Origin of the sequence: Lysinibacillus sp. AR18-8 (genome assembly GCF_001705465.1) — a bacterium.
Classification (GTDB): Bacteria; Bacillota; Bacilli; order Bacillales_A; family Planococcaceae; genus Lysinibacillus; species Lysinibacillus capsici.
This window is the reverse complement of record NZ_MDGU01000030.1, coordinates 57881-84147: the sequence shown is the minus strand read 5'-3', so window position 1 is coordinate 84147 and position 26267 is coordinate 57881. Positions and strand designations below refer to the sequence as shown.

Here is a 26267-nt window from a genome sequence, read left to right as displayed (position 1 = left end):
AATAGTAAAACAACACGATACATTGTTGGAAATTTCCGTTATAATAAAAAAAGTGACAGTACTATACTTATTTGTCTTTTCCCTATACAATCTAACACGAAGGGAGAGGAAAACATGCCTCGGTTTATCTTGATGACAATCTCTTATCTTGTCTCAATCATCCTAACCTTTTCATCCTTTTTCGTGAACATCAACGGTCAATCTTCGCTAGAAATCGCTAATCGTTTTTCTGTTGTATTTGCACCAGTTAGTGTAAGTCATGTAATTTGGATTATCATTTATTTTTTACTCGGTTATTGGTTAGTTATGAACATGAAAAAGACAACTTTGAAACAGTCTGCGCTTTTTAGTTGCATAAATATATTACAAGCATTGACGATATATGTCTGGCACCATGAGTTATTTATTGTTTCTCTTGGCATTACATTACTCTTAGTCTTGTATTTGTTTATGTTGTATAATACGTACCCTCTTCAGGACAAATCCTTGTTTGGTCGTATTCCTTTCTCTATTTATTTAGCATGGATGACATTTATTTTTATCACAAATACAAGCTTTACGTTAACGGCTTATGGTTGGAACGGCTTTGGTCTTAGTACGCCTCTTTGGGCAGTGATTTTACTTACTTTAGGAGGAGCCATTGCGCTACATATCCGTTTCCATCACTTTGATGTTGTGTATCCAAGTGTTTTTATTTGGGCTTATATTGGAATCGCCATACATAATGGTTTTGATGAGCTACTTGTCACTACAGCTGCTTTATTTTTATGCGGTGTTCTCTTTGTTGGCATTTTATTTATTAAAAAAAATCCTGCCTACCAAAAATAAATTGGTTAGCAGGATTTTTTCATTACATCCTATTCTTCGTCTAATGACGTTAAGATAATTGGTTTATCTTTTGTTACAATGACTGAATGTTCGATTTGTGCTACAAGTGATTTATCAGGCGTCACGAATGTCCAGCCATCACCTGCTTCTACGATATGCTCTGCATTTGCTGAGATAAATGGCTCAACCGCAAGGACCATACCTTCTTTCATAATAGTAGTATCCCATGCATCGTAATAATTTAAAATATGGTTTGGTTCATCATGTAAAGATTGACCTAAGCCATGACCTGTTAAATTCATAATAACAGTTAACCCATTAGCATTTGCCTCGCGTTCAACAGCTTTACCAATTTGATTTAATTTAGATCCAGCCTTTACCTTTGTCATTGCTCGATCAAAGGCACTTTTAGCAACACGGCAAAGCTTTTCTTTGTCCTCATAGCCATCACCCACAACAAATGAAATACCTGTGTCAGCAAAATAGCCATTTAAAGAGCCTGAAACATCAATATTTACGATATCTCCCTCTTGAATAACACGCTTTCCTGGAATACCATGTGCTACTTCTTCATTGACGCTAATACATGTATACCCTGGAAAATCATATTCTCCCTTTGGTCCTGAAATAGCGCCAGCCTCTGCAAACATGCGACCAGCAATTTCATCAAGCTCAAGTGTTGTAACACCTGGTTTTGTGGCAGCTTTCATTGCTTCGCGAATTTCAGCACAAATGCGTCCTATTTTTTTAAAAGCTTCAATCTCTTCTTGCGTTTTTACAATCATGTATAACGTCCCTTTCATCTAATATCTATTCTTTAATATAACATAACTTTTTATGCGTATAACGATAAACGCTTTAAATATTGTATGCTTTCCTACTTTGCAAAGTGCTAAAAGAGTTATTCACGACAAAAAAGTCCCTCCACTCACGTGAAGGGACTAGCATTAAGCTTTTCTTTGCATTAATTGGGGAGCGGCTGTGAATAAAAGAACACCAACGACAGCCGTTAAAATGGTTGCTGGTAGCATATATGTACCATTGTAGATGATGGAATAGATCCATGCATTCTGGTCACCCGCATATTCGGCAAAAAATACAGCACCAGCAATTGTATGTGCTGTGTATCGTAAGAAGCCCGCGATAACGGTACCTATGATTATATAAAGTGCCATTTTTGTTTTGTTCATATGTTTAGCAGCGTCTAACACTGGTCCACGTACAACCGCCGCTAATCCTACAACAGTAAAAGCAACACCATAATCTAGTAATCCTTGTAGCCAGTGCACGATATAAGAACCAAACATTGTTTGCATAACACCCACAAGTAGTCCCGTAGTAAGACCAGCTACTAAGCCCCAGCGAAATGCTATTAACATAATCGGTACCATAACAAGACTAACTGAGCCGCCTTGTGCCCATACTTTAAAGGAAACCTGATCCAGTACGAGACCTATCGCTGCAAAAATCGCAATCTCCACTAGCATTAATAGTCTTTTTTTGTCCATACATATTCTCTCCTTTGTTCCGATGTAGGATACAAGAGCAGGAATAGAAAAGCGCTGATATGTCTCTTTCTGACACCTTTTTTCCTTTACGGACGAAAAAACGATGTCAGGACAGAGCCTCACATCGTACAAGTGTCGGTTTCTATCCACATCCCTACGCAAGCGTTAACTTACAGGTTCGAAGAGTCAAGGCATTACGTGCCCAGTCTCAGCTGACATCATCAGCTCCCCTTGTGGTCGTTACATCTGAATTTATTTGAACACTCTCATTGTACGCAAAGGATTGAAGGATTACAACCTTCCATACATCATTTTTTTGAAACTTTGCTGTTTTTCATGCGTAAATATTTAAAAAGGAGGTACAACTATGGAGAATCAAAAAATTTTAGCTGCCTTTAGTTATCTTAGTATTTTCTTCGCCCCTTTTATCGTTCCATTAATTGTATATTTCGTGACAAAAGACAGTGATGTAAAAAGCCATTCGATTCGTGCACTTGTCTCTCATTTAATACCCTTTGTTTTTGGCATTCTATTCTTTATTGTCTTTGTTTTTTCCACATTTAGTTTAGATCCAACCTCCAGTAATAATACAGTGATGATTATTTGGTTTGCTTCATTCACCATCTATGCTCTCGTCTCACTAGGTATTGTGATTTGGAATATAATTCAGGCTGTTCGTGTTATCCGTTAATGTTTTATTTTTAAGTGAAACAGGTAGTAGTAATTGTAAAAGGAGCTGTTTTGGGATGAAAGTATCAAACGTTGTAAAAACTGCCGTTAAGTTAGCACCTATTGTTATTCCTATCGTAAAAAAAGTAATGGCTGCAAAAAAGGGCACAACGCCTACAACCACAACTCGAAAAAAATAAAACGGAGGCGTATTCCTTTTAGAGGAAATACGCCTTCGTTTTATTTCACTTCAAAATGGGTTTGACTATGGCCATTTAATGTTTTTTCCACATGTAAAACTGCTGGCATCGCAGATTTCAATTCAGGCACATGCGAAATAACGCCAATCATACGACCAGAATCCTGCAAATCAATTAATGTATCGATTGCTTTATTTAGTGATTCCTCATCGAGCGAGCCAAAGCCCTCATCAATAAACATCGTTTCAATATGAATATTACCTTGGTAGCTTTGAATCACATCTGCCATCCCCAATGCAAGGCTCAACGAAGCATTAAACTTTTCGCCACCTGATAAAGTTTTGACATCTCGTAATTGATCTGTATAAGCATCATAAACATCAAGACCAAGGCCACTTTGCTTCGCATGCTTTTCTAATCTATCTGAACGTCTAAGCTCAAATTGACCGTTTGATAAATGATACAGACGTATATTGGCAGCTTCTGTAATTTGATCTAAGTAGTTAATTTGTATATAACGCTCAAAGGATAACTTTTTCGAATTTTGTCCATTTAATAATCCATAGAGCTCCTTTACTCGTCCTGCTTCTTGTTCAAGTAAATGAAGCTCTTTCGCTATTTCTTCCACCCTTTCACTAAAGCCTTGGCATGCTTGTATAAAGCCATTCATCTGTTGCAAACGTTTAAATGCTTCCTCATAGGAAACTCGATGCTGTTCTACTCTTGCTTCCATCGCCTCTAAATCTTGCTTCTCTTTTCCTTGAAGGTATGTAGCCCCTTCGGTAATCTGAATTTGCAACGTGTGTACTTGTAAAGCATAGTCGCTACATGCTTTTCGAAGTGCATCCAATTGTATGGCACTCCGTTTAGCAGTTGCATAAGCCTCATAGCTTTCGAAACCTATTTCTTGCATATCTGCTGAAAATTGCTGAAGCTTTTCATTCATTTTAAGCTGTAATTCCTCAAAGGACTGTTTGGCAATCTCTACAGTTAGTGTTGCATTGCTAGCTGTTTCCTTTGCTGCATGCAAATTTTCTTGACTCACTTGCCAACTTTTTTGAAGCTCTTCTTTCTGTTTACTAACTTCATTCAGTTGTTGCTTTAATTGCTGTAAAGTTGGTAAATTAGGGGGCATCTGCTTAAGTTGTTCGTCTACAACCGCTTGTAATTTTGTCCATTCTTTTATCTGCTCTGCTAAATATTGCTCTAGCTTCATATGCTTATTTCGTAGCTGCTCTATTCGGTCATGCTGATGCTTTATTTTTAATCGCACATCAGCTAATTGATGTTGAATAATTTTTAATGCAGCAATCTCTTGTTCCACTTCATGTAAAGTAGCGGTGATCTGTGGTTGGTCTTCTTGTTTAATATGTTGAGCCTCGAGTTGTCGCCATGTATCTTGAAGAAGTTGCTGCGCTGATGCTAAAAATGCCTCTTTCTCTAAATACTTACGCTCGTCTGATGATGCCTTCGCTCTTAATGCTTCCACTTGAGCAAGCTCAATAACTTCCAGTTGCTCATTGTGTGCTTTCTGATGTGTCATACTACCACAAACAGGACAGGGTTCTCCTTCCTTCAGTTGTTCTGCTAAAATACTAGCTTGACTTGTCAGCCATCGTTGCTGCAAAAGTTGAAGAGCCTCTTTACTTTCTTGATAGAGACTTTCTGAAGCAACTACATCCTGCTTAGCTAAATCTGCGGCATGTTTATATTTATCCGCTTGCTTGATTAAAGCAACCTGTTCCCGTAGTTTCGGTAATTGTTCTAAATAGCTTTCATAGGGTTCAACCTGTTTTTCATAGCCTTCTAATGATTGAGAAAAATGCTGTAATTGCTCTTGTTCATTTTCCAAAAGTTTGACGTTATCATTTACTGCTCGTTTTGCATTTTCAGCATATTGCTCCGCTATTTGCAGCTGCTGTATATTGTTTTCATAGGCTTCAAATTTCGGTAAAAGCGCTAGCATCTGCATTTCCTGCTGTAAGATTTGCTGTCGTTCAGATTCTTTAGCCTGCTCTATCTCATATTTTTCTTGCGCTTCTTGCAACTTTTCTTGTGACTGCTGTTGCTTAACCTTTGCTTGTTGAAATGCTATCTCTTTAACATTCAGTTCAGCACGTAAATCCTTGCATTGTTGTTCGAGGAGCACAAGTCGCTCTGCTTGTTCTGCCAAAGCAATCTCCTTCTCCTTTGCTTGGTATAAATCCTGCTGTTGTAAAAGCATTTGCAGCCGTTGCTGTCGATTAGCTTGTTCATCAAATTGCTCATTTAGCGTTTTTGCTAAGCGATAATATTCCTGCTCTTTTTGATGAAGGCTATATGCTTCTTCATAGTATGACTGTTCATCTTCTCCACATTTCTTATAGTAGCTAAGCTCCTCATCAAGTGCCTCTGTCAGTTGATGTAAATTTTCCGTATTATCAGCAATCAATGTGAATAAAGCGGAAGAACGTTGTGGTAAGGCGCCCACAATTTGGCCAAGTAAATGCTCTTTTAATTGTTTGGCACGCTCAAGATCACTTTCTGCTTCTTTACGCTTGGCATCAAGCTTTTTCGCCATGACACCGAAACGATCTGTTTTAAAGATTTTCCGTAAAATTACTTCTTTATTTGTTGAATCAGAGGTTAATAGTTTTCTAAATTCACCTTGAGGTAGCATGACAATTTGGCTAAATTGATCTTTTGTGAGACCTATGATTTCCTGCACTTTCTTATCGACTTCAAGCGTTTGCTGTTTCTCTACAATGCTATAATCTAGCTTTCCGTCTTTTACTTCTGCTAGCTCTATTTTCTTTCCAGTAACCGTTTTATTTTTTTCTTTAATATGACCTGGCTGTCGTACTATTTGATAGACCTTTCCATGCATTTCAAAGACGAGTTCTACAGCTGTATAAACTTCATCATGTGCAAAGCCGCTTCTTAGTAAAGCTGTATCCTGCCGGTCCTCCCCACTACCTGATCCGTAAAGAGCATAGCAAACAGCATCGAAAATGGTTGTTTTACCAGCACCAGTTTTTCCAGAAATGGCAAACAATCGATGCTCCCCTAGCTCTTGAAAATCAATTACTTCCGTGTCTTTATATGGACCAAACGCTGTAATTGTTAACTTTAAAGGCTTCATTTTACAGTCTCTCGCTCCTCATCTAATAACTCCTGTAACATCTCTGTGAATAGGCGTTCCGTATCTTCATCAGGCTGAATGCCAATAATATTGGTGAAGAATGAACGGAATAAATCAATATCTTCTAGTTTTTCAGCTTCTACTACTTGTAGTTCACGTGGCATATCTTGTCTTAGTACCTTCCGCTCCACATGCATAGCGTGCGGAAATACACTACGAATACGTTCCATCGGTGAAGTCACAGATATTTTATCCGTCAATCTAACAAATACATAATCCTCACTTGGTGTGAGCGTTAATAACTCCTCTAATTGACCTTCTACTACTCGTAGATCTCTTCTTGGCACAAGCTTTCTTTTACTTACTGTGGTGTTACCTTGCTCATCTAATTCGATGATTAAAAATCCTTTCTCATGTAAATGCTCAGATAACGAGTACTTTAAGATAGAGCCTGCATAGCGTATGGTTTCGTTTAAAACAAAATGTGCCTTATGTAAGTGCCCAAGCGCCGTATAGTGAAAAGGTTTGAATAAAGCTGCATTCACACAATCTGAGCCTCCAATGGAAAGGGGTCGCTCGGAATCACTAGTATTTGCTTCCTCCTCACCATACTTCGTCACAAAGGCATGTCCAACAAAAACATGACGCTTACTTGTGTCCATGTCTTCCGTGATATACTCAATAATTTTTTGCATAGCGTCTTGATGAGAACGGATTGATTCATCTTCAAAGATGTTGCGAATAGCAGCTGGCTCCGCATAGGGCACTAGGTGAAAATGTACTTCCCCATGTTGATCATTCAAAACAATAGGTGCATGATTTTTTGTAAATTGGCCCTTAATATATAAACCACTATCACTCATTAAACGGCTACCAAAATTTAAACGACCTGCACTATCATGATTTCCCGCCACTGCTAGAACAGGAATCTTCTTCTCTAATACTATTTTCGCTAATACATCATTTAGTAAATTAACTGCCTCAATAGGAGGCATCGAACGATCATATAAATCACCTGCGATGATAATTACATCTGGTTTTTCCTCATCAATCGCTTGTATAAATTGTTGAAGAATATAATGTTGATCTTCTGTCATATAGACACCTTGAACAAGCTTTCCTAAATGCCAATCTGCTGTATGAAATATTTTCATTCTAGTACCTCCTAGTCTTCTCTATATTTTAGCATGACTATTCCCAATCTAGTGAACACTAAAGGTTTAGTAGTTCTAGCCAAAATTGGTTTTCATAGAAAAAAGCATCTTATAAGTAAGATGCCTTAGATACCTGTTATTTAGATGTATTTGATAAATGCCTTATATCCCGGGAATCCCTGAATTACGTAAGTCATACGAGGAGATTGATGTTGTGTCACATTTTGCTTCTGAGGTTTCGCTGATGATTGTTGCTTTAGGATTTCCTCAAATGACTTGGGATTTGGCTTTGGCAATTCTGCTGAAGAGATGTTTAAAGCATCACTACCACTATAAACTTGTAAAAATGAGTTAGCCATTTGTCGATAGCCTTCAATATTTGGATGAACATCGGCACTATTTGGTAAGTAGTTGGTTGCATTCAATCCAAAGGCATCATAGACATTTATATAAGCTGCGCCAGCTTGCTCTGCTTGTTGTTGTAAAATCGTATTTAATCTAACTAGCTGGGCATTGGTTCCTTCTTTTTGCGTCGGATGAACTGTTGGATAAGCAAAATAATACCCTATAACATAGATTTTTGCTTTAGGCGCACGTTCTTCTAATTCATCCAAAATTGATAGCATATTTTTTCTTGCCAAATTTAAAGCGTAATCTGCCTGAAGCTGTGAAAAAGCTAAGGTCCCTGCATTTGGGTTTACCTGGACAAGACGTAATAAATCATTAGCCCCTGCCGAAACTGTAATAAGCGTCGCATTTGCTAATAAATTTTGCGCTTCCTCAGATCGTATTCGTTCTAATACATCTGCCGTAGTAAAGCCAGGAAAAGCAAGTTCTTTTGTATAAAATGCTAATTGATCAATCGAACTTAATTTCATGGCAATCAAATCACTATACCCTACATCAATTTCTTTGTAGGGTGTTTGACCTGCTGCTAAGGAATCGCCAATAGCCACATAGGTTTCTGTTTGAGCAAAAGCAGATGAAACCCCAATTGTCATGAATACTATTGTCATACCTATCAAGCTACAAAATCGTTTCATCTGCTTCCCTCTTTTCTTATTGACTAAAAATTTAAAATGCCCAGCTACCCTTGCGGAAAATTGGCTCAACCGTACCATCTGGTAAAATACCATCGATGTCCATTTCACCACTGCCAATCATGAAGTCTTCGTGTGTCACAGAAATATTGGCACCCAATGCTTCAAGTTGACCGTTTTCTAGGTCTCTACCACCCTCTAAGCAAGTCGGATATGCCTCACCAATAGCTAAATGGTTTGAAGCATTTTCATCAAACAGCGTATTAAAATATAAAATTTCCGACGCTGAAATTGGTGACTCGTGAGGGACAAGTGCTACTTCACCTAAGTAGCTTGAGCCTTCATCCACTTGAATAAGCTCTTGCAATAAATCATGTCCTACTTCAGCCTCTGCCTTAATAATTTTGCCCTCTTCAAATGTTAATTTAAAGCCATCGATGATATTGCCCTGATAGACTAATGGCTTCGTATTACTAACATAACCGTTTACACCTTGTTTCATTGGCAGTGTATAAACTTCTTCTGTTGGCATATTGGCCACAAAGACATTATCTTCTGGTGTTTTACTACCACCAGTTAGCCATTTATGTTGTGGTGCTAAAGCGATTGTTAAATCTGTACCAGGTGCTGTATAGTGAAGCTTTGCATACTTTTTATTATTTAAAAGCTGTGCACGAGATTCTAAATTAGCTACATGCTGACGCCAATTATCAACGGCATTGCCTTCTCCAATATGAACCGTTTTAAAGATAGCTTCCCATAATGCAGGTACTTGCTGCTCCTCTGTTAATTGAGGGAAAACCTTTGCTGCCCATTTAGCTGAAGGAACTGCTACGATGGACCAAGCAATTAAATCCTTCATGACTGCATTGCGATAGTTTTTCAATGCTGCCCCTGATACTTTTTGATGTGTTGCTAGTCTGTCTGCTGGAATTCCTGTTAGCTTATCAGGATCTGCTGCATCAATCCATAATAGAGCTCCTTTACGTTCAATCAGTTCATCACGCATTTTCACAACCCATTCAGGGAAGCGATTAAATTCCTCATCGGATGCATGCTCAAAATAAGCACGATCCAATTCATCATCGGAAAAGTTTACATGAACACGGCCTGCCCCAGCCTTGTAAGCCTCTTTTACAACTAAACGGGCAAAATCTAAAGCATCCACAGATGTATTGACTAATAAGTACTGGCCTGGTTGGATATTCACCCCCACTTTTACTGCAAGCTCTGCATATGCCTGTAATTTCTCTTCAAATGTCATACTATTTCCCTCGCTTCTGTCCAATTGTTTTAGAATTACCTTCAATCAGCTCGCCATCATGCCATATTTTTTGCACAGGCTTGCCCGGAATTTCCCTTGTCCATTTTTTATAGGTTTTTTCATCACGATAAGATAATAAGGTTAATACTTCACCATCAGCTCCAGCACGCCCAGTACGACCAGAACGATGCAAATACTGTTCAATTGTTCGTGGGACATCAACATGAATAACATGTGTTAAACCTGCAATATCTAAACCACGAGCTGCAATATCTGTTGCAATTAAAATACGTGCATCTCCTTTACGGAATGCATCTAACGCTTTTTTACGTTCTTCTTTCTTCATATCAGAATGGAGCGTGACAATCGGTGCTGAACGGTATTGTAGTTTTGTTTCCTTCATTAATAATTGATCGATATTATTAACAAAAGCCAACGCTCTTAAACCCTCTGTATGGGAAAGTCGGCGCAGGAAATCCGTTTTATCACGTTCTTCTACCTTCACAAAAGAATGGACAACTTTACCGACCTTTAACATGTCCTCAGGCTTAATTTTAAAACGCAGTGGCTCAAACATCATACGACTTGCCACTAATTCAATTTCCTCTGTAATCGTAGCCGACACAACAACAACTTGTCGGCCATAGGCAGAACCTTCGATAAAGGATTTGATTACAACACGGTATTCCCGACTTAGTAATTGATCACATTCATCTAAAATAACTGTTTCGACTTCTTTGAGTTTTAATTTTCCTGCTCGTGCTAATTCGTTTAAACGCCCAGGTGTGCCAACAACAATCGTTGGCTTTTTCTTCAACTTTTCAATTTGACGAGCAGAATTGGCACCACCAATCAGCTGTTGAACAGTGATGTCTGTTCCAGCTGTCCACTCACGAATAACTTCTACGATTTGCATAGCGAGCTCTTGCGAGGGAGCTACAATCAGTCCTTGTGTTTGCTTTTTTGCCCCATTCACTTTATTTAATAATGGTAAGACATATGCTAACGTTTTACCTGATCCTGTTGGTGATTCCGCCACAATATCTTTGCCTTCAAGCATAGCTGGTATCATTTCATCTTGAATTTTCATGGGTGTTTCAAAGTTCCATTTTGCTTGTAGTTCTTCTTTTAATAAATTTATGACTGACATGTTATTTCCCACCTTCTATCTACTTGACACTAGTTTAACACACTCCGTAGGTTCCTACTTTATATGTACGTAAGCAATTGTCTAATCGTTTCAAGAGAACATTGCTTCCTTTCATAAAAAATCTGCTTCACTCAACACGGAAAGTAAGCCTGTCCACAACTCTTTCAAGAATTGTAGCTTACCCGTGAAAAGCAAGCAGATTCTTTTCAATTCAACTAATCGACTAATTCATAACCACAAGCTAAAATGGCACATTCAGCTAAAACGATTAATGAATCAATATAAATGTCACTTAGCTTTAAATCTCTGTTTACAACAGATAGCTCTGTACAACCTAATACAATTCGATCACAATTTAGTGCTAGCATCGCCTCTTCTATCGGTTGCCAATCTTCTAGCGTAACATCCTTCCCAGCCTTGACATAATCATAAATGATCGACATCACATAGGATCTCATTTCATTATCTGGAACAACTGGTGTAATACCAAACTCCTCAAGTGCTTCCTGATACATCCGTGATGTTAACGTGCCTGTTGTTGCTAAAATACCTACTCGCTTTGCTCCTAAATCAGCAGCACGCTTCGCTGTTTCGCGAATCATATGCAAGACAGGTATAGGAGAACCCTCTTCAATTTCTTGATAAAACGTATGCGCCGTATTACATGGGATCGCTATTATGTCTGCTCCTACCGAAGCTAATTTTTTTGCATCCTCAATAATGACTGGAACTGGATTATCCTTTGTATTATCTAAAATAAAGGCCGTACGGTCAGGAATATTTGTATCATTATCAATAATGGTATGTAAATGATCCTGATCTTTTTGTGCTTTCGTACGTCTTACAATCATTTCTCCTATAAACATTGTTGCAAGTGGACCAACGCCACCAATTATACCTAAAGTTTGTTTTTTCATGTGTTAGACAGACCTTTGTTATTAAAATATTTCTTATAGCTACGATAAAAGCTTAAATTATCAAGCGTGACATTCAACCAACGTTTTGCATTCATATCCTTATAATTAAAAATAGAATCTGTAGCCATACCTTGACGAATTAAACTTTTCGCCTCCATTACTAGTTGTTCATTTTGAACATATTTGAACAGCACACCATTCGGTACAATTGTCCAAAGATGCTTGTTCCTCACATATGTTAGTTGTTGTTTACTTCCTCGAACATAATCGTTCGCTACATACTGCATTAAATTAAAGCCACTGGCCGTCACATAATAATTGGAAAGTTCATTATGTAATTCAATACTCAACAATTTATATTGACCATCACGATCATCATATTTCATATCAAATGTGGCAAAGCCTTGGAATTGTATCGCTTCAAGGAATAGCTTAACATTATCCATTAATTCCTGATGATAGGTTGTCATAATCGCTACATAACGTCCTATCCCTTCTGGAGAATGTTCTTCTAAAATAGGGTTTCCTACGGCAAGAAGTTTTGCCTTCCCATCTTGTCCTATATATGCATTAACAACACGCATGTTAGCGTCTTCACCTGGTATATATTGTTGAATCATCAGATCATCACGATAAGCTGATTCTTTATAGATAGCACGTAATATACTGTCCTTTTCGTCCTTATCATATGCAATATATACTTTTTTCTTACCAGGAAAAATACAAGTAGCATATTTTGTCATATTCATGGGCTTAATGACAACTGGATAATCAAATGGCATGTTGTAGTCTTCATAATCATTCACCGTGCATACATGTGTAGCAGGGTATTGAAAACCAAATTGTGCACATAGCTCATACATGCTTTCACGAGTTAAAAGTTGATGCGCAAGTGTGGCGTCTACATAGGGAACTAGAAAATCCTCTGCTAACTCTTCTTTGTGTTCTACGATTCTTTTGACATAAAATTCATCACAGGCTAATAGCAGTAATTTTTTGTCTCGGAACTCCTCCGCTATGGCTTTTAGGGCGGTCACAAATCTTTCTTCGATATGAAGTCGCGGTATCTCGCGAAAAGTCCATAAATCACTTTGTTGAATTTTTTCCATGTTTGTATGGTTTAGTGCAAGTGGCTTCACACCATAGGCTTCGTAAAATGCTCTGGCCATGCCATAAGCATTCATTTCATCTCCAAGTAAAACAGGTAAAAAAACGTGCTCAATGGCCATTCTACTCAACTCACTTTAACTTTTTTATTAGTGTAACATACTAATGATTTATAGCTTATTTATGAACAGCTACAGCTTGTTTGCCTAATTCCTGATAACTTTTGAAAAATTGATCGACATTGTAAGTAACATACCCTTTTAAAGGATCCATTACGACTACCTTATCACCTAAATGTCCCGTTAAGACGACTGCATGTAAGTTCATAAAAGCATCATGTCGAGTCGTTTCACCTGCATAAATCCAGCCTCTTTCTGCTTTTCGTTTAGGCTTTGATAAATCTAGCGTTACCCATGTCACGACAGGAATACCTTCACGCACAAGCTGTAAAATGTCATCCTGTGAGGCGTTACTCATATTTTTGACATGTAAGTCAGCTTGTTTATCTGTAATAACTGCCTCAGCCGCTTTGACAATTGGAGCAGCAAAAACATACATGCCACGAGCTTTATCACGAGGATTACCTGCAAAAGCTTCATTGGGATTTGGTCCAAAACGTTGATTGCCTACTGTTCGTATTTCTTGCTTTGGTAAATACTTGTCAGTCATTTCGAGTTTTGACACATTCATTCCAAAATAATTTAATACGGCTGTAAGTGAAGTAATTTCACAGCCATGTGGCAGCTCGGGGTTTTGCATGACAACAGGGACATCTAACTCCTGATCGTCTCTTAAAAAGTGTGTTTGCAATCGATAATAGGGCTTTGTTGTATCGTAAGTGAAATTCTCGATTGTTGTATACCCATTATTTGTCGTACTATTTTCAAGTGTCGTTGCCGCAATTGCATATTCTCTCCCTGCCTTTAGCTTCGAAAATATAGCTTCTCCCTCTTCTGAACCAATCGCTTCTTCCACTACATCACCTGTTTGTACATCTGTAACCGTAAGGAAAAGATTTGGAATAGGTGCCCCGCTATTAAATTCTACTGTTAAAACCGTTAATTGATTTTTTTGTTCAGCACCTTGCCAAGAAAATGGCTGACAGCCTGAAAGTAACATAATAATCAAAATGCCAATAAGTAAAAGGCGTTTATACCCCGTCCACAAGACAAATTCCGCTCCTATTCTAAGGCGAAGAGCAGCCTCTTCGCCATTCTCATTATTCAATTTGTCGTAGACTCTATTATACGATACTTTCATAGCCGTTCCTATTTTATCTTCATTTAGTAACTATTTTTTGTACTAATAGCGAGTTACACAAGACAGTGAACCCCAAAAATCTGGATAGCAATTATGCCAAAGGATAATTGAACTGTCTTAAATTGTTGTCACTTTCGGCCGTAATGTATGCTTTAGTACCTTCCCAGAGGCATTTCGTGGCAATTCTATTAAAAATTCAATTTCATAAGGTACTTTGTATTTGGCAAGTCGTGTTTGACAATAGGATAGTATCGAATTTTCATCAAGAGACTTCCCTTCCTTTAACACAACAAATGCTTTTGGTACTTCTCCATATACTTCATGTGGCAATCCAACCACTGCTGCTTCTAAAATTTCCGGCATTTGATATAGAACTTCTTCTATTTCGATGGGATAAATATTTTCTCCACCACGAATAATCATATCTTTTTTTCGATCTACAATATATAAATAGCCTTCCTCATCAAAGCGTCCTAAATCGCCTGAGTACAGCCAGCCATCCCTCATCGCTCTTGCTGTTTCCTCTGGATTGCGTAAATAGCCCTTCATTACTTGTGGTCCTCTTACGCATATTTCGCCCACCTCTCCAGCTGGTACGGTCTTTCCTTCACTATTAACTACGCAAACCTCTGTCTGTGCTAATGGTTTTCCAACTGAGCCAATTTTCGTCAATGCATCCGTATCTAATAAAGAGGTAGCTGCAGGTGAATTTTCAGTTTGACCATAAAGATTTTGAACCTTTACATTTGGAAATGCTTCTTTCACTTGCTTTACAAGCTCATAAGGCATCGGGGCAGCACCGTAACATAATAAACGTAAATGATTAAAGCTATGTTCCTTGAATCCAGGAGTATTTAATATAATGGTATACATAGATGGAACACCAAAGAAAATTGTCGCCTCAGTAGCTACAATTTGAGCTAACGTTTTAGTTGGTGAAAATGCTTCTTCAATGACCACTGTTCCCCCTCTATAAAACATAGGCATAGCAAATACATGAAGACCTGCACAATGAAACAAAGGCGTACAAATAAACATTTTGTCCTTGCTAGACATATTCATAGAAGAAGACCAAATATCTGCTGTAGCCACGATATTCTGATGCGTTAGCATGACGCCTTTGGGTTTACCTGTTGTTCCCGACGTATACATGACCACTGCCGTATCGTCAGCCTCTAATTGCACAATTTTTCTAGCACGATTATCATATTCAATTATGTTTTTCATTTCTTGAAATCCGATTGTATGTTGGAATGAATAAGAAACGTCCTCTAATACCTCTGTTAATCTTTCATCAAAAATTAAGCCCCTTGCTTGTGAATGATTAAAAATAAAATCAACCTCAGGAGCAGCTAATTTAGTGTTAATTGGCATCACAATAAATCCAGCTAATTGGACACCTAAATATGCGATTAAAAATAAATCTGAATTGAGCGTATATAGGGCAATCACATCATCCTTTTTAAAATCTTGTTCCTGCAAGTAAGTCGCAAATCTTTCTACACGTTGGTAAAAATCATGATAGCTTATTGCCTTTCCATCATACAATGTTGCAATTGCATTTGGTTGCTGCCCTGCATAGTCTTCCAGAATATCTGTCATAAACTTCGTCATTATAAGCCCTCCATACTTTCATTTTATTATTATTGAATAAACAAGAATGGGAAACTATTAAACTTCTTAAAATTCTGAAAATTACGATTATATTTTATCAAGCAATGTATTTCTTGGCAATTTTTCCACACATTCAAAATATGTAGCTGAAGTAACGAAATATTCATAGACATTTTACTTTTCTAGTAATTTCTATTAGGTGTATGATACTTGTACGATTATTATTAGGAAAGGCCGGGTTTAAATGCTTTATGCACTTTTAGGAGATTTACATTCTAATATAGAAGACACTAAAGCTGTTCTAGCTCATATTCAACAAACAGCAGAGGAAGCAACAATCATTGGGTTAGGGGATTTATATGAATGCACTGTTAGTAAGAAAAAGGCACAAACCATATCTGGCTTACCTTTGCAAAAGGCGGCCATAGTAGAAAGTGAATTTGAAAAACTGCTAACCTTCCCCTCTATTCGAGGCAATCAAGAAGAACGTATTACTCAGGTCACTGGCATTGAACGTTTTAAAGCTTTACCAGAGACAATAGAGATTGATGGAGCCACGCTTATGCACGGACATCAATTTAGGTGGAATGTAAGCTGGCAACCGACTTTCCCACACTTTCAAAAACCATTATTTTTCTTCGGGCATAGTCACGAATCAGGTCTTTATCATCAACAAAAAAAGCTGCCGATTCGTATTCGCTACGGGCAACCAATTGCGTTACAAGACAAACAATATGGTGTGAATGTAGGCTCTGTTATCAATCACCGTGAATGGTGTCTTTATGATAGCCAAAAGCGTACAGTGACATTTATGTGTGTTCCACCTATTAATCTATAAAAGAGCAAGCTAGTATGTAGACTAGCTTGCTTTCCATTTTTTAATGAATATATTGCTTTTTCTCACTCAATAAAATTTCCTTTAACTCTTTTAATTTTTCAATTACAACATACGATTCATCCGTAATTTCTTTCAGGTATTTTTCAGCGCCCGTTTTATTGCCTACATTGTACTCACGCACTGCTTTTTTTGCTATATCATGCACGTGAATAAATGGTTGTTCTAACTCTGCGTAGACACGCTCATCACCTAAGAGTTTCTTTCCTGTGCCGTAGTACCATTCGCCAAGGCGTGATTCTTTTGGAGACCCTACATCCTGCTCCGTCATCGTTTCAAAGCCTAGTAGCAAATTGTAGATTTTCCATCTCCACAATAGGTGATCGGTAATAGCTAATTCAATAATATCCTCTTGGCTAATAATAAAGTTTTTAGAAATTGTTGTGGATCGGTATCCATCAATCATTTTACTTAATTTATAAATGGCGGAGCCCATATCAAAAACGATTACCTTACTTTTTTGCATGCTCTCTGTAATTGTATGGTTACGTTCAGAAATAGTAGTAGCAGATTGTGCCTGTACCTTTGTCGTTGTAGCTATTTCCTCAAAGCGCGCCCCCTGCTGCTGTAAGTTTTTATTTAGCTCAGCTAGCGTCTGTGATATATATAAGGTATCTGTAACACCTTGATGTAAATCTTGGGAAAATTGAGTCGTTAATGAACTAATATTATGGGTAATATGAAGTAGCTCCTGTATATCTGTATGTATAGATTTGACAGATGTACTTGTATCATCAGCAAGTTTCCGAACTTCCTCTGCAACAACCGCAAAACCTTTTCCTGCTTCTCCAGCACGAGCGGCCTCTATTGATGCATTTAAAGCCAACAAATTTGTTTGATCTGCTATTTTTTTTATTAATTCCATTAATTTCGCTACACTATTTACACGCTCAACTAAACGCCTAATATCTTCCTGCATTGATTTATGGCCTTCATCGGTTGTCTGTAAAATAGATGATACTTGTTGTAATGATTCCAAATCCTGATTTAATTTTTTAAAGGCATGCTTTGTTTGCTCTGAAATATCACCCACTGATGTGGCAATTTCTTCAATACTTTCGTCTAACTCATGCATTAATTGATCTGCTGCAACAATCTCCTGTTGCTGAATCTCCTGAAATTCAATCAGTTCCTTAATGGTGTCTAACTGTGTATTATAAGTAATTATTTCACCTAATCCATTTACTACAGATCCTGCTTGAATTTCAATATAGGTCTCCAAAATAATTTGTTGATCAATTGTTACTAAGCTATCGTAAGACAATAAAACATCCAGCATTTTTTCTTCATCACGAGATAGTTCTTTGACAATAAGTGGAATGATTAATTGATTAATCAGTGTATAGGCAGATATCATCCAATTCGGTAGTACACCAATTCTTGCATGAACATAAGCAATTTTACGACGCTTAAAGACATAATCTAAATCTAATTCATCATCAAATAAGCTAATAAAATGTGTATCAAATAATCCTTTTAAGCGCTCTACTGTCGAATGTGTATTGATGACATGATTAAACTCTGGGATTTCCAGTAGACGAGCATAAAAATTATCGAGTATATGCTGTCGATTATTCTCATAAATTTTACGTAAAAACCCAACAGATTCTCTTCTAATTCTAGATAAAGCAAGGAAATCCAATTTTTCTTTAAAGCGTTCATTTGTTTCGATGTCTGAATTTTTCGTAGCCGAAAAATAATCATAACTTTGATTAATCTTCTTCCTTTTGAACATAGCTCCCACTCCTAGTTGTATTCAAGTAAATTAAAATTACCAATATTTTAAAGCCAATTATAGATTTCTCTTCATTACCTTCAACTAATAAAACATATATATTTTACCAACAATAGAATGACAAAAATAGATTCTCATTTAATTCTTTACACTTTATTATTTTTTCGTCCACTTTATTGACAATTTCTTATTTTCTTAGTTAAACACTGTCTTTACGCAGAAAAAGCGCTAAAATCCTGATTGATTTAGCGCCTTCTTCCCATATAAACTTCTCGTTAGTGCTAGCACTCGCAATCGCAATTTTGTAAACTATCCAGTAGCTTTTCCATGGCTTCTAGTTGCTCACACAGCGTTTGAATCATGCAACGTAGGATTGGAATTAACTCTTGACAGATGCAGAATCTAAGCACATTTTGTGCCAGTCGTATACCACCCTGATGATGGACAATCATTTCCCGAAGATAATTGATATTAATGCTATTAGAGACTGGTGGAGCACACATTGCATTGAACATAGCTTCTGTAATTTCTTTGTAAGCACACATATACTCGTATAATTCATACTCTGAATTTTGTACGACACAACATCGATTTTGTATCGCTTCAAGACTCTCAACCATTTCTGTATGTGTGCGAATGATTTCTAAGGCGAGATTTTGCACAGGTATATTCGTTGTATAACGTAAAACATTTTCAGACATTTGTATTGCTGCAACTTGATGAGGGATGATTTGCTTAATAAAATTTTCTGAGATACTACAAGTAATGGTTACATAGGTCATACCCTGCATCATTTTTTTGAGGATTCGCTGATATTCCTCTAAATATGCCTTTGTCACATTACTGAGTTCAATTGGTTTAGCCATTAGACACACTCCTTTCAGAGTAATGTATGCCTGCTAGGTTGTTGTGCGATAGACAATTGTACCAATTGCTCAATTTTTACCAACCTTTATCATCGTAAAAAACTATACTTCCTCTTTCTTATATGTAGCTATGCATGTTGAACAAATGCATAGATTTGGCTCTCTTTGCACTGTAGTTAACAGGGTTTCTGGAATGCTAACTGTCATACACCAGCACTCTTTTTCACCTTTTGCCACGCCACAATGGTTTTCGCCTCCGCTTAATGGACATTTCATTTCTCCAGTTGACATGCTTTCACAACTCCTTTATTTTTCATCATTGTAAAATAAAAAGGGAAGAGCGCTAAATACCTTGCTCCTCCCAAAACTTTAATGTTGATGCTTGTGTATATCTTGTTTTACCTCTTCAATGTCAGTGTCACTATAAATAGATGTTCCACGTCCGCCACTTTTTGCTAGCAGGGCCTTCACTTCATTATAGGATAATCCTGCCTCTGCATTTTTTTGCTTCACTTCGTTAATATTTGTGCCTGCAGATGTAAACTGGATGTCTTTTTCACGATTCATCATTTTTACCTCCTATAATTCATCTGGCTGCATTTCAATTAATTCGTCGCCTTCTCTTTTTACACGCTTATTGAGTTCCTCTATCGGAATGGCATCTACAGTTTGCATATCCTCATGCAGATCGAAAAGACTAATCGTATCTGATTCAACCATGTCAGGCTTGTCCTTACTATTTAAATTCATGAACATTTTCTTTTCATGTGGTATTTTTTCGATGTCCATTCTGTCACACTCCTTTTCCTATAATGTGTGTAATGCTGAACAGATTATGTGTCTTTCTCTTTCGCACTTTTATCAATTCGATGATACTCAGCTTTTTGAATAACTCGTACATGTTTTGTGTGCAGTTCATGGTATATCCCCCTACTATCCGTAAAGGAGATATATTGATCACGTTCATTTTTCACTAATTTTTCTGCCTCTTGTTGCGATTCAATAAAAATGAATCTTCGTACATAATGTACCTCATCAAAAAAATACGTAATTTTAAATTCCTTCATCTTTATGCCCCTTAATCCTGAATGTCACCGCTTATTCTGTCCAGAAACTGAAAAACCTTGCATTCCTAAAATTACATAAAACATCTGATGCATATAGTAGAGCAATAAACCTTTGCATTGGAGGGAACAATAATTGATTCATACTGTCAAAGCTGGTGAAACCCTTACTCAAATTTCTCAAGATTACCGTACATCTTTGGCATCCATTCTCGCTGCTAATCCAGGAATTCAGCCTGATCATCTTTTCATGGGTCAACAAATCGTCATCCCTGGCTTGCCTGAGCCCGACACAATTCCTTACCGTATTGAGATATCTACCAACAATCGCTGGCTCCGTTTATATAGAGACAATATCCTTCAAAAACAATACCCAATTGCAGTTGGACGCATGCTTCACGAAACACCAGTAGGTAGTTTTATGATCATCAATAAAGCGCCAAACCCTGGTGGTCCTTTTGGCACGATGTGGATGAGTCTTTCTAAACAACACTACGGAATTCATGGCACAAATGATCCTAGCTCTATTGGGCATGCTGTTTCACATGGGTGTATCCGCATGCAAAATCGAGATGTTGAAGAGCTAGCCAGTATTGTGCCAATAGGTACAGAAGTAGTGATTCATCCCTAACTTAAGAGGCTATCTAGTTAGTTTAGATAGCCTCTTGTTTTACTTATCTTGTTCTCTAGCCTGTGCGAGCTTCGTTAAATAGTATTGCTCCTCACGCCACATATGATCCGCCATAGGAGCTGTAAATGCACCTAGCACCTCTGCACTTAGCTCCATCTCTTCTAGCTCTCTTAAAAATGTTTTAAATAATGTCATTTCAAGCTCAACATCTTTACTAAAGCGTTTTAAAGCAGGAAAGGAATTCATATTCGTACGTAAATAGCCTGTTAATTCAACAGCCTTTAAATAAAATTGCTCAAAGTGTTGAGCAAACTCATGGCTCTTTTGCTTCAAACGCTTCTATGGGCTCTTTGAATATCATCCTTTTCTGAGGGATAGAGGGCGTCATGAATAAATTGAGCGTGGTTTTGCATGATTTCTAGCCAAAATCTATGCTCGAAAATGGCATGTTGCACAAAATTTGACAAAGGTCTACCTCCTCTTATCTTGATTTTAGAGAAATAAACTAAAAAACTTCCCTCGAGCTGTCTTTGCTTTCTGTTATCTCCCCATTCTATTCTTCGTGCTATACAATTAGTCTTACTGTAAATTTCGTATAGGATGAAATGCTAAAAGCTATACTACCTATGGCAAAACCATTTAGATGGCTTTATTTAAAACTATAGGAGGGAAATACGTTGTCAACAAGTAAACAGCTATTATCCATATTCGCCCTAGGTGGGATAAATGAAATTGGTAAAAATATGTATGTAGTACAATATGCAGATGACATAATTATTATTGATTGTGGAGCAAAATTTCCGGATGAAACCCTGCTCGGAATTGATTTAATCATTCCTGATATTACGTTTTTACTTGATAATAAGGAGAAAATTAAGGCATTAATTGTCACACATGGACATGAGGATCATATTGGTGGAATTCCCTATTTATTAAAAAAATTAAACGTCCCTGTGTATGCTACCCGATTCACCCTCGGACTTATTGAGTTAAAGCTTAAGGAACATAAACTTTTAAGAGAAACGGATTTAATTGAAATTCATGCTGATTCAGCACTACATTTAGGACAAATCGATATTAGTTTCTTTAGAACCAATCATAGTATACCCGATTGTTTAGGAATCGTTTTAGCTACCCCTGAAGGAAATGTTGTCCATACGGGAGACTTTAAATTTGATCTAACGCCCGTTAACAATCAGTTTGCTGATATTCATAAAATGGCTGAAATCGGTTCAAAGGGTGTGCTTGTCCTTATTTCAGAAAGTACAAATGCAGAAAGACCAGGTTTGACCCCTTCTGAGCAACTTGTAGGGCATCATATCGAGGAAGCCTTTTTACATGCTGAACGAAAAGTAATCATCTCAACCTTTGCTTCAAATGTTAATCGCATCCAACAAATCGTACATGCTGCAATTGCCACCAATAGGAAGCTAGCTTTAGTAGGGCGTAGCATGGTCAATGTCGTTGATGTCGCGATTGAACGAGGTTATTTATTTGTACCAGAAGATCTGTTAATTGATGCACGAGAGGTCAAATACCTCCCACCAGAAGATGTCGTGGTCCTCTGCACAGGTAGCCAAGGTGAGCCTCTAGCTGCACTAGCAAGAATAGCAAATGGTAATCATCGTGAAATTAAGGTTTTACCAGACGATACAGTCATTCTTGCGGCTTCACCAATCCCAGGTAATGAAAAGGGCGTTTCTCGCATTGTAGACAATTTATTTCAGCTTGGTGCTAAGGTTATTTATGGTTCTTCCAGTCATACAGGTATGCATGTATCAGGACATGGTCATCAAGAGGACTTGAAACTTATGCTGACGTTTATGAAGCCTAAATTCTTCATCCCTATTCATGGTGAGTATCGTATGTTACATCAACATCGTTTATTAGCAGAATCTATTGGCGTTCAAAAGGGACATACATTTATTATGAAAAATGGTGATGTAGTTGATATTGAAAATTCAAAGGCAAGGCAGACACGGAAAATTCCTGCTGGGGATACCTATGTTGATGGGATTGGCATTGGTGAGGTGGAAGGTATTGTCCTCCGTGATCGCAAGCAACTTTCAGAAGACGGAATGCTTGTTATTGTGTTGACACTCAATAAAGCTGACGGAGCTTTTATTTCAGAACCCGATACCATTTCACGTGGTTTTGTTTATGCTAAAGATTTCGAGGCACTGTTAACTAAAGTCAATGTGCTTACCAAAGAAATCGTCAATGAGCTTCAAGAAGAGGGCAGACAGCAAATACATGTCCTTCGCCGAGAAATTAAAAGAGCTGTTGGACAATATTTATTTACCCAAACAAAAAGAAAGCCCATGATTTTACCAATTATTATTGAAATTTAACAAGTCGGTGCAAGGATTGCCCAATCCATTTGCACCGACTTATGTTAATTGCTCAACCTTTGAAAGGAATCATTTAAGAAATCTCCATTATAAACCTTATGTAACATATCAGCATATAAATATTGGAGCTGTTCAAAGCTATGATGTAAGTTTTTTGAATGCTGATTTACTTGTTTTGATACATTATCGAAATACTGTGGAAGTTTTTCTACCGCTGTGACTAAAGAATCTTTATTCATTAATAAATGTTGAATAGCGTTTAATAGTTGAGCTGCTCTATGCTGTATATCAAGAGGAGGTAATTCAATTATTATACGAAGGATATGACGCCTCTCTTTATTTATTTGATACCATTTAAAAAAGTGAAATAAATAGTCACTAACAACAATGGATTCATTTGGAATAATGGCAATGATATCATGACCGATGCACACAGCTTTTTTACATTGATAAATAATGGTTTCCTTTAAATTTAATTTGTTGAGAAGAATGCTTTTTGCAGGTACCAGTGACAAATTTAATGAATCAACCGTGTGATCAATCTTTGGCACTTGACTAGCATCATCATCTACCAATAATTTCAAAAGTGTTGCTTTGGTGATAAAAGGAGTACCTTCCCTAGTAAAACATTGATCGTTCAAAATTAAATGACCAATTTGGACTTTTGCTATTTCTTCTAAAAAAAACTGCTTCACCATGTATGAACCCTCCAATCCTCTGTCCCAATTAATACCCTAAATACAATCTTCATTAACGCATACCTAGTTATTTATTTAGGTCATTTGTCTGGATAAAAGTATTACTCTAAAGATTGTACCATTTTAATGTAACTTTTTCTCTATTATACCACTATAATAGTATAGTCATTTCCATTGTTTTTCACTAGCTTTTAACATAGAGGTGAATCATATGTCAGATTTTTTAAAGCTAGTAGGTGAACAACTTCGGATTATTCGATTATCTAAAGGACTTAGCCAAGAAGAAGTGGCTGAAAGAACAGGGAAGTTAGGTTTCAGTAAAGGAAGAGTTTCCAATATTGAGCATGGACAATCTAATATTACCTTAAGTACTTTGGAAACAATCATGAAGGCATTAGACATTACCCCTGAGGAGCTATTTAATTTTCAAAAATTATCTGGCGTTACTGATATTGAGGAGAAAAACCTCATGCTAGACATTCATCGCTCATTATTAAGAGAACGAAATTTAGACGAGGTAAAATATGTAGTTCGTATAACGAAGGATTTTTTAGATACGATTGATTCTCAATCAAAGAAAAACAGCTCTAACGGTCAATGACCATTGGAGCTGCTTTTTTATTTCAAAGTAACTTTTAGTAGCTACATACCAAACTTTTGACGATAGCCACATTTTCTACATAATTCTTCCACAGCTTCTCTTCTCGAGAAGCCTTCAACAATCTTATTGGCACGCTCCCCTTCTACAATGTCGGAGAAGGATTTTTCATGTACATTTCCTAAATTAATGACACCTTCCCCATCCAAACAGCAAGGTACTACGGTACCATCCACCAATATAGCTGCTTGACTACGCAGTGCATGGCAAAAACCCTTACCTTCATCCTCTGGCTCTAGGAGACTTGGCCATCTAAACTCATGATCCTGATTTAAATATACATGAGGCGCAATTTTTACCCCTTTACCAGGTTCTACTTTTTCTTCTATACGATAATCAAGATGATACTCATTTTCTAATATTTCTAAAGTCTCGCGGTTGCGACGAGCTGCAACATCCGAAACATGATCCTGTTGTAGATTCCATAAACGATAGGAAATAATCGTATTGTATTCCCTAGAATCTCGCACAAAATCCAATATATCCTCTAAATATTTTTCACGATTTTCAGAGCCTTCATGCCCATCAAAGCTATGCAACGAGAAATTAATTTGACGTAATGCTGGCTTTCCTAATATTTTCTCGCGATTTTTTTTGATTAGCGTACCATTCGTTGTAATATTGACTTTGAATCCTTTTGCATGGGCAGCGTCTAATAGCTGATCAATTCTTGGATGTAGTAATGGCTCTCCTTTCACATGCAAATAAATATATTTTGTATGTGGACGAATTTCATCTAATATTTTATTAAATTGTTCGACTTTTATAAGCCCCTTTGCACGCGCTGTAGGTGGACAAAAACTACATGCTAAATTACAAACACTCGTAATTTCTATATAAACCTTTTTAAATGTTCTCAATGTTGCTTCTCCGTTCCCATTCACTAAATAATCAAATCTCATTCATTTTAACAAATTTATTGGATAGATAGCAAAAATCGTTGAGCTTCCCTCTGGACACTCCTACCTTTTCTCTAGGTAACATGGCTACACGTACAGGTGGGTTCAAGAAGCGCTAATATCTTAATAGTAATAGGAAAGGAAGGGAGGAGAAACGATGTCTGGTTTTAATTCTAAAAAATTTTATGGACCTGACGAACCTGAGCAGGAATCCTCTAACAAACAAGGGAAAAATCATATAACAATAAACTTCACATTCAATATAGGAAATACAGATTTTCACTTTGAGCAACGTGCAGAAGGCGGAGGCCAAATCAATCATGATGTAGGCACAAATGCCAACCAAGGTGGACAAAATGCTAGTAACGGTAGTCACACACGCAACGTCAATTCGCAATTTGCTGACGGTAATGGAAGAAGTGGTATTGCTGGTAATAATAATGACGAGGCTGGTGGGCAACAAGGCATTAAAGTACGGGATAGTCTTGTCATTGAAAGTGATATTCATTCATCCTCTAACCATAGTGAAAGTAATGAAGAAACTGATGTATTAACTGAAGAAGATGAGTAGATTGGTTTCAAAAAGATCATGTCAGTAGCAAAAAAAAGGCCATTTTACACGAAGGGGCTCTGTGCTC

General features: G+C 37.3%; 28 protein-coding genes, 1 pseudogene and 1 riboswitch. Of the genes and pseudogenes, 8 read left to right on the top strand and 21 right to left on the bottom strand.

Annotated features, from left to right (window positions below):
• The first annotated feature begins 114 nt into the window (after nt 1–114).
• Nucleotides 115–828 carry a hypothetical protein gene (locus tag BFM98_RS19775; protein ID WP_066038227.1) on the top strand — a complete coding sequence of 238 codons (714 nt, stop codon included), beginning with the start codon at nt 115–117 and terminating at the stop codon, nt 826–828.
• 29 nt (nt 829–857) lie between these two features.
• Here the strand turns inward: BFM98_RS19775 and map are convergent, their stop codons facing one another.
• Both map and thiT read right to left on the bottom strand, forming a co-directional pair.
• The gene (gene map / locus BFM98_RS19770; protein ID WP_048394807.1) at nt 858–1613 is read right to left on the bottom strand and encodes a type I methionyl aminopeptidase; all 756 of its coding nucleotides are present in this window, start codon (nt 1611–1613) and stop codon (nt 858–860) included.
• 162 nt (nt 1614–1775) lie between these two features.
• Entirely contained in the window at nt 1776–2336 is a 561-nt protein-coding gene (gene thiT / locus BFM98_RS19765; RefSeq protein WP_066038226.1) for an energy-coupled thiamine transporter ThiT, read from the bottom strand.
• A gap of 134 nt (nt 2337–2470) precedes the next feature.
• Nucleotides 2471–2578, bottom strand: a riboswitch (TPP riboswitch).
• Nucleotides 2579–2703: 125 nt separating this feature from the next.
• On the opposite strand from thiT, the gene BFM98_RS19760 reads away from it, so the two are divergent.
• Both BFM98_RS19760 and BFM98_RS24475 read left to right on the top strand, forming a co-directional pair.
• The gene (locus BFM98_RS19760; RefSeq protein ID WP_066038225.1) at nt 2704–3027 is read left to right on the top strand and encodes a magnetosome magnetite crystal formation protein family; all 324 of its coding nucleotides are present in this window, start codon (nt 2704–2706) and stop codon (nt 3025–3027) included.
• Between the two features lie 55 nt (nt 3028–3082).
• A complete protein-coding gene (locus tag BFM98_RS24475) occupies nt 3083–3205 on the top strand; it encodes a hypothetical protein (RefSeq protein WP_004225603.1) in 123 nt (40 codons plus the stop codon).
• A 40-nt stretch (nt 3206–3245) separates the two neighbouring features.
• Here the strand turns inward: BFM98_RS24475 and BFM98_RS19755 are convergent, their stop codons facing one another.
• The 9 genes from BFM98_RS19755 to BFM98_RS19715 all read right to left on the bottom strand — a co-directional run bounded on the left by BFM98_RS19755 (nt 3246) and on the right by BFM98_RS19715 (nt 15832).
• Entirely contained in the window at nt 3246–6326 is a 3081-nt protein-coding gene (locus tag BFM98_RS19755; protein WP_066038224.1) for an AAA family ATPase, read from the bottom strand.
• Nucleotides 6323–7480: an exonuclease SbcCD subunit D gene (locus tag BFM98_RS19750; protein ID WP_066038223.1), complete on the bottom strand. Its 1158-nt coding sequence runs from the start codon at nt 7478–7480 to the stop codon at nt 6323–6325. The genes BFM98_RS19755 and BFM98_RS19750 overlap by 4 nt, the downstream gene beginning before the upstream one ends.
• A gap of 140 nt (nt 7481–7620) precedes the next feature.
• Nucleotides 7621–8523 (bottom strand): SGNH/GDSL hydrolase family protein, encoded by a 903-nt coding sequence (locus BFM98_RS19745; protein ID WP_066038222.1) that lies wholly within the window; start codon nt 8521–8523, stop codon nt 7621–7623.
• A gap of 31 nt (nt 8524–8554) precedes the next feature.
• The gene (locus tag BFM98_RS19740) at nt 8555–9784 is read right to left on the bottom strand and encodes an aminopeptidase (protein WP_004225611.1); all 1230 of its coding nucleotides are present in this window, start codon (nt 9782–9784) and stop codon (nt 8555–8557) included.
• Nucleotide 9785: 1 nt separating this feature from the next.
• A complete protein-coding gene (locus BFM98_RS19735; protein ID WP_004225614.1) occupies nt 9786–10934 on the bottom strand; it encodes a DEAD/DEAH box helicase in 1149 nt (382 codons plus the stop codon).
• A gap of 215 nt (nt 10935–11149) precedes the next feature.
• Nucleotides 11150–11851, bottom strand: a complete 702-nt coding sequence (cuyB, locus tag BFM98_RS19730; protein ID WP_066038221.1) for a cysteate racemase — start codon at nt 11849–11851, stop codon at nt 11150–11152.
• A complete protein-coding gene (locus BFM98_RS19725) occupies nt 11848–13080 on the bottom strand; it encodes a carboxylate--amine ligase (protein ID WP_054549004.1) in 1233 nt (410 codons plus the stop codon). Before BFM98_RS19725 ends, cuyB begins: the two co-directional genes overlap by 4 nt.
• Nucleotides 13081–13135: 55 nt before the next feature.
• A complete protein-coding gene (locus BFM98_RS19720; protein WP_254660063.1) occupies nt 13136–14218 on the bottom strand; it encodes a C39 family peptidase in 1083 nt (360 codons plus the stop codon).
• A gap of 117 nt (nt 14219–14335) precedes the next feature.
• Nucleotides 14336–15832: a class I adenylate-forming enzyme family protein gene (locus tag BFM98_RS19715; RefSeq protein WP_066038219.1), complete on the bottom strand. Its 1497-nt coding sequence runs from the start codon at nt 15830–15832 to the stop codon at nt 14336–14338.
• 244 nt (nt 15833–16076) lie between these two features.
• On the opposite strand from BFM98_RS19715, the gene BFM98_RS19710 reads away from it, so the two are divergent.
• Nucleotides 16077–16670, top strand: a complete 594-nt coding sequence (locus BFM98_RS19710; protein ID WP_048394823.1) for a metallophosphoesterase family protein — start codon at nt 16077–16079, stop codon at nt 16668–16670.
• A 40-nt stretch (nt 16671–16710) separates the two neighbouring features.
• Here BFM98_RS19710 and BFM98_RS19705 read toward each other — a convergent pair whose 3' ends face one another.
• The 6 genes from BFM98_RS19705 to BFM98_RS19680 all read right to left on the bottom strand — a co-directional run bounded on the left by BFM98_RS19705 (nt 16711) and on the right by BFM98_RS19680 (nt 20395).
• Nucleotides 16711–18462, bottom strand: a complete 1752-nt coding sequence (locus tag BFM98_RS19705) for a methyl-accepting chemotaxis protein (protein WP_004225627.1) — start codon at nt 18460–18462, stop codon at nt 16711–16713.
• A 281-nt stretch (nt 18463–18743) separates the two neighbouring features.
• On the bottom strand, nt 18744–19328 hold the full coding sequence (locus BFM98_RS19700; protein ID WP_004225628.1) for a DUF305 domain-containing protein: 585 nt from the start codon (nt 19326–19328) through the stop codon (nt 18744–18746).
• Nucleotides 19329–19430: 102 nt separating this feature from the next.
• Nucleotides 19431–19619 carry a cysteine-rich CWC family protein gene (locus BFM98_RS19695; RefSeq protein WP_066038218.1) on the bottom strand — a complete coding sequence of 63 codons (189 nt, stop codon included), beginning with the start codon at nt 19617–19619 and terminating at the stop codon, nt 19431–19433.
• A 78-nt stretch (nt 19620–19697) separates the two neighbouring features.
• Nucleotides 19698–19895 (bottom strand): hypothetical protein, encoded by a 198-nt coding sequence (locus BFM98_RS19690; protein WP_048394825.1) that lies wholly within the window; start codon nt 19893–19895, stop codon nt 19698–19700.
• 12 nt (nt 19896–19907) lie between these two features.
• A complete protein-coding gene (locus BFM98_RS19685) occupies nt 19908–20117 on the bottom strand; it encodes a hypothetical protein (RefSeq protein WP_004225632.1) in 210 nt (69 codons plus the stop codon).
• 44 nt (nt 20118–20161) lie between these two features.
• A complete protein-coding gene (locus tag BFM98_RS19680; RefSeq protein WP_066038217.1) occupies nt 20162–20395 on the bottom strand; it encodes a hypothetical protein in 234 nt (77 codons plus the stop codon).
• Between the two features lie 133 nt (nt 20396–20528).
• On the opposite strand from BFM98_RS19680, the gene BFM98_RS19675 reads away from it, so the two are divergent.
• Nucleotides 20529–21023: a L,D-transpeptidase family protein gene (locus tag BFM98_RS19675; RefSeq protein ID WP_048394827.1), complete on the top strand. Its 495-nt coding sequence runs from the start codon at nt 20529–20531 to the stop codon at nt 21021–21023.
• Between the two features lie 39 nt (nt 21024–21062).
• Here the strand turns inward: BFM98_RS19675 and BFM98_RS19670 are convergent.
• Nucleotides 21063–21362, bottom strand: a pseudogene (locus BFM98_RS19670) (DUF2935 domain-containing protein); the annotation flags it as partial.
• A complete protein-coding gene (locus tag BFM98_RS24670; RefSeq protein WP_375543421.1) occupies nt 21353–21436 on the bottom strand; it encodes a hypothetical protein in 84 nt (27 codons plus the stop codon). The pseudogene BFM98_RS19670 and the gene BFM98_RS24670, both read right to left, overlap by 10 nt.
• Nucleotides 21437–21700: 264 nt before the next feature.
• Between BFM98_RS24670 and BFM98_RS19665 the strand changes: the two genes are divergently transcribed.
• On the top strand, nt 21701–23374 hold the full coding sequence (locus tag BFM98_RS19665) for a ribonuclease J (protein WP_054548998.1): 1674 nt from the start codon (nt 21701–21703) through the stop codon (nt 23372–23374).
• Nucleotides 23375–23418: 44 nt separating this feature from the next.
• Here BFM98_RS19665 and BFM98_RS19660 read toward each other — a convergent pair whose 3' ends face one another.
• Complete coding sequence (locus tag BFM98_RS19660; protein WP_066038216.1) at nt 23419–24072, bottom strand: restriction endonuclease subunit S domain-containing protein; 654 nt, start codon at nt 24070–24072, stop codon at nt 23419–23421.
• A 211-nt stretch (nt 24073–24283) separates the two neighbouring features.
• Between BFM98_RS19660 and BFM98_RS19655 the strand changes: the two genes are divergently transcribed.
• Complete coding sequence (locus tag BFM98_RS19655; protein WP_004225641.1) at nt 24284–24673, top strand: helix-turn-helix domain-containing protein; 390 nt, start codon at nt 24284–24286, stop codon at nt 24671–24673.
• A gap of 41 nt (nt 24674–24714) precedes the next feature.
• On the opposite strand, the gene BFM98_RS19650 is transcribed toward BFM98_RS19655, so the two are convergent.
• Entirely contained in the window at nt 24715–25590 is an 876-nt protein-coding gene (locus BFM98_RS19650) for a radical SAM/SPASM domain-containing protein (protein ID WP_048394836.1), read from the bottom strand.
• 196 nt (nt 25591–25786) lie between these two features.
• Between BFM98_RS19650 and BFM98_RS19645 the strand changes: the two genes are divergently transcribed.
• Complete coding sequence (locus tag BFM98_RS19645; RefSeq protein ID WP_048394838.1) at nt 25787–26200, top strand: hypothetical protein; 414 nt, start codon at nt 25787–25789, stop codon at nt 26198–26200.
• Nucleotides 26201–26267 lie beyond the last annotated feature (67 nt).

Excerpts from the sequence above, each read along its gene's own strand:
- BFM98_RS19685 (WP_004225632.1), bottom strand. The coding sequence starts at position 20,117 with ATGGACATCGAAAAAATACCACATGAAAAGAAAATGTTCATGAATTTA.
- BFM98_RS19740 (WP_004225611.1), bottom strand. The coding sequence starts at position 9,784 with ATGACATTTGAAGAGAAATTACAGGCATATGCAGAGCTTGCAGTAAAA.
- BFM98_RS19700 (WP_004225628.1), bottom strand. The coding sequence starts at position 19,328 with ATGGCTAAACCAATTGAACTCAGTAATGTGACAAAGGCATATTTAGAG.
- BFM98_RS19725 (WP_054549004.1), bottom strand. The coding sequence starts at position 13,080 with ATGGCCATTGAGCACGTTTTTTTACCTGTTTTACTTGGAGATGAAATG.
- BFM98_RS19750 (WP_066038223.1), bottom strand. The coding sequence starts at position 7,480 with ATGAAAATATTTCATACAGCAGATTGGCATTTAGGAAAGCTTGTTCAA.
- BFM98_RS24475 (WP_004225603.1), top strand. The coding sequence starts at position 3,083 with ATGAAAGTATCAAACGTTGTAAAAACTGCCGTTAAGTTAGCACCTATT.
- BFM98_RS24670 (WP_375543421.1), bottom strand. The coding sequence starts at position 21,436 with ATGCAAAACCACGCTCAATTTATTCATGACGCCCTCTATCCCTCAGAA.
- BFM98_RS19655 (WP_004225641.1), top strand. The coding sequence starts at position 24,284 with ATGTCAGATTTTTTAAAGCTAGTAGGTGAACAACTTCGGATTATTCGA.
- BFM98_RS19745 (WP_066038222.1), bottom strand. The coding sequence starts at position 8,523 with ATGAAACGATTTTGTAGCTTGATAGGTATGACAATAGTATTCATGACA.
- BFM98_RS19690 (WP_048394825.1), bottom strand. The coding sequence starts at position 19,895 with ATGAATCGTGAAAAAGACATCCAGTTTACATCTGCAGGCACAAATATT.
- BFM98_RS19720 (WP_254660063.1), bottom strand. The coding sequence starts at position 14,218 with ATGAAAGTATCGTATAATAGAGTCTACGACAAATTGAATAATGAGAAT.
- map (WP_048394807.1), bottom strand. The coding sequence starts at position 1,613 with ATGATTGTAAAAACGCAAGAAGAGATTGAAGCTTTTAAAAAAATAGGA.
- BFM98_RS19680 (WP_066038217.1), bottom strand. The coding sequence starts at position 20,395 with ATGAAGGAATTTAAAATTACGTATTTTTTTGATGAGGTACATTATGTA.
- BFM98_RS19645 (WP_048394838.1), top strand. The coding sequence starts at position 25,787 with ATGTCTGGTTTTAATTCTAAAAAATTTTATGGACCTGACGAACCTGAG.
- BFM98_RS19775 (WP_066038227.1), top strand. The coding sequence starts at position 115 with ATGCCTCGGTTTATCTTGATGACAATCTCTTATCTTGTCTCAATCATC.
- BFM98_RS19695 (WP_066038218.1), bottom strand. The coding sequence starts at position 19,619 with ATGTCAACTGGAGAAATGAAATGTCCATTAAGCGGAGGCGAAAACCAT.
- BFM98_RS19755 (WP_066038224.1), bottom strand. The coding sequence starts at position 6,326 with ATGAAGCCTTTAAAGTTAACAATTACAGCGTTTGGTCCATATAAAGAC.
- BFM98_RS19705 (WP_004225627.1), bottom strand. The coding sequence starts at position 18,462 with ATGTTCAAAAGGAAGAAGATTAATCAAAGTTATGATTATTTTTCGGCT.
- BFM98_RS19715 (WP_066038219.1), bottom strand. The coding sequence starts at position 15,832 with ATGACGAAGTTTATGACAGATATTCTGGAAGACTATGCAGGGCAGCAA.
- cuyB (WP_066038221.1), bottom strand. The coding sequence starts at position 11,851 with ATGAAAAAACAAACTTTAGGTATAATTGGTGGCGTTGGTCCACTTGCA.
- BFM98_RS19660 (WP_066038216.1), bottom strand. The coding sequence starts at position 24,072 with ATGGTGAAGCAGTTTTTTTTAGAAGAAATAGCAAAAGTCCAAATTGGT.
- BFM98_RS19760 (WP_066038225.1), top strand. The coding sequence starts at position 2,704 with ATGGAGAATCAAAAAATTTTAGCTGCCTTTAGTTATCTTAGTATTTTC.
- BFM98_RS19735 (WP_004225614.1), bottom strand. The coding sequence starts at position 10,934 with ATGTCAGTCATAAATTTATTAAAAGAAGAACTACAAGCAAAATGGAAC.
- thiT (WP_066038226.1), bottom strand. The coding sequence starts at position 2,336 with ATGGACAAAAAAAGACTATTAATGCTAGTGGAGATTGCGATTTTTGCA.
- BFM98_RS19710 (WP_048394823.1), top strand. The coding sequence starts at position 16,077 with ATGCTTTATGCACTTTTAGGAGATTTACATTCTAATATAGAAGACACT.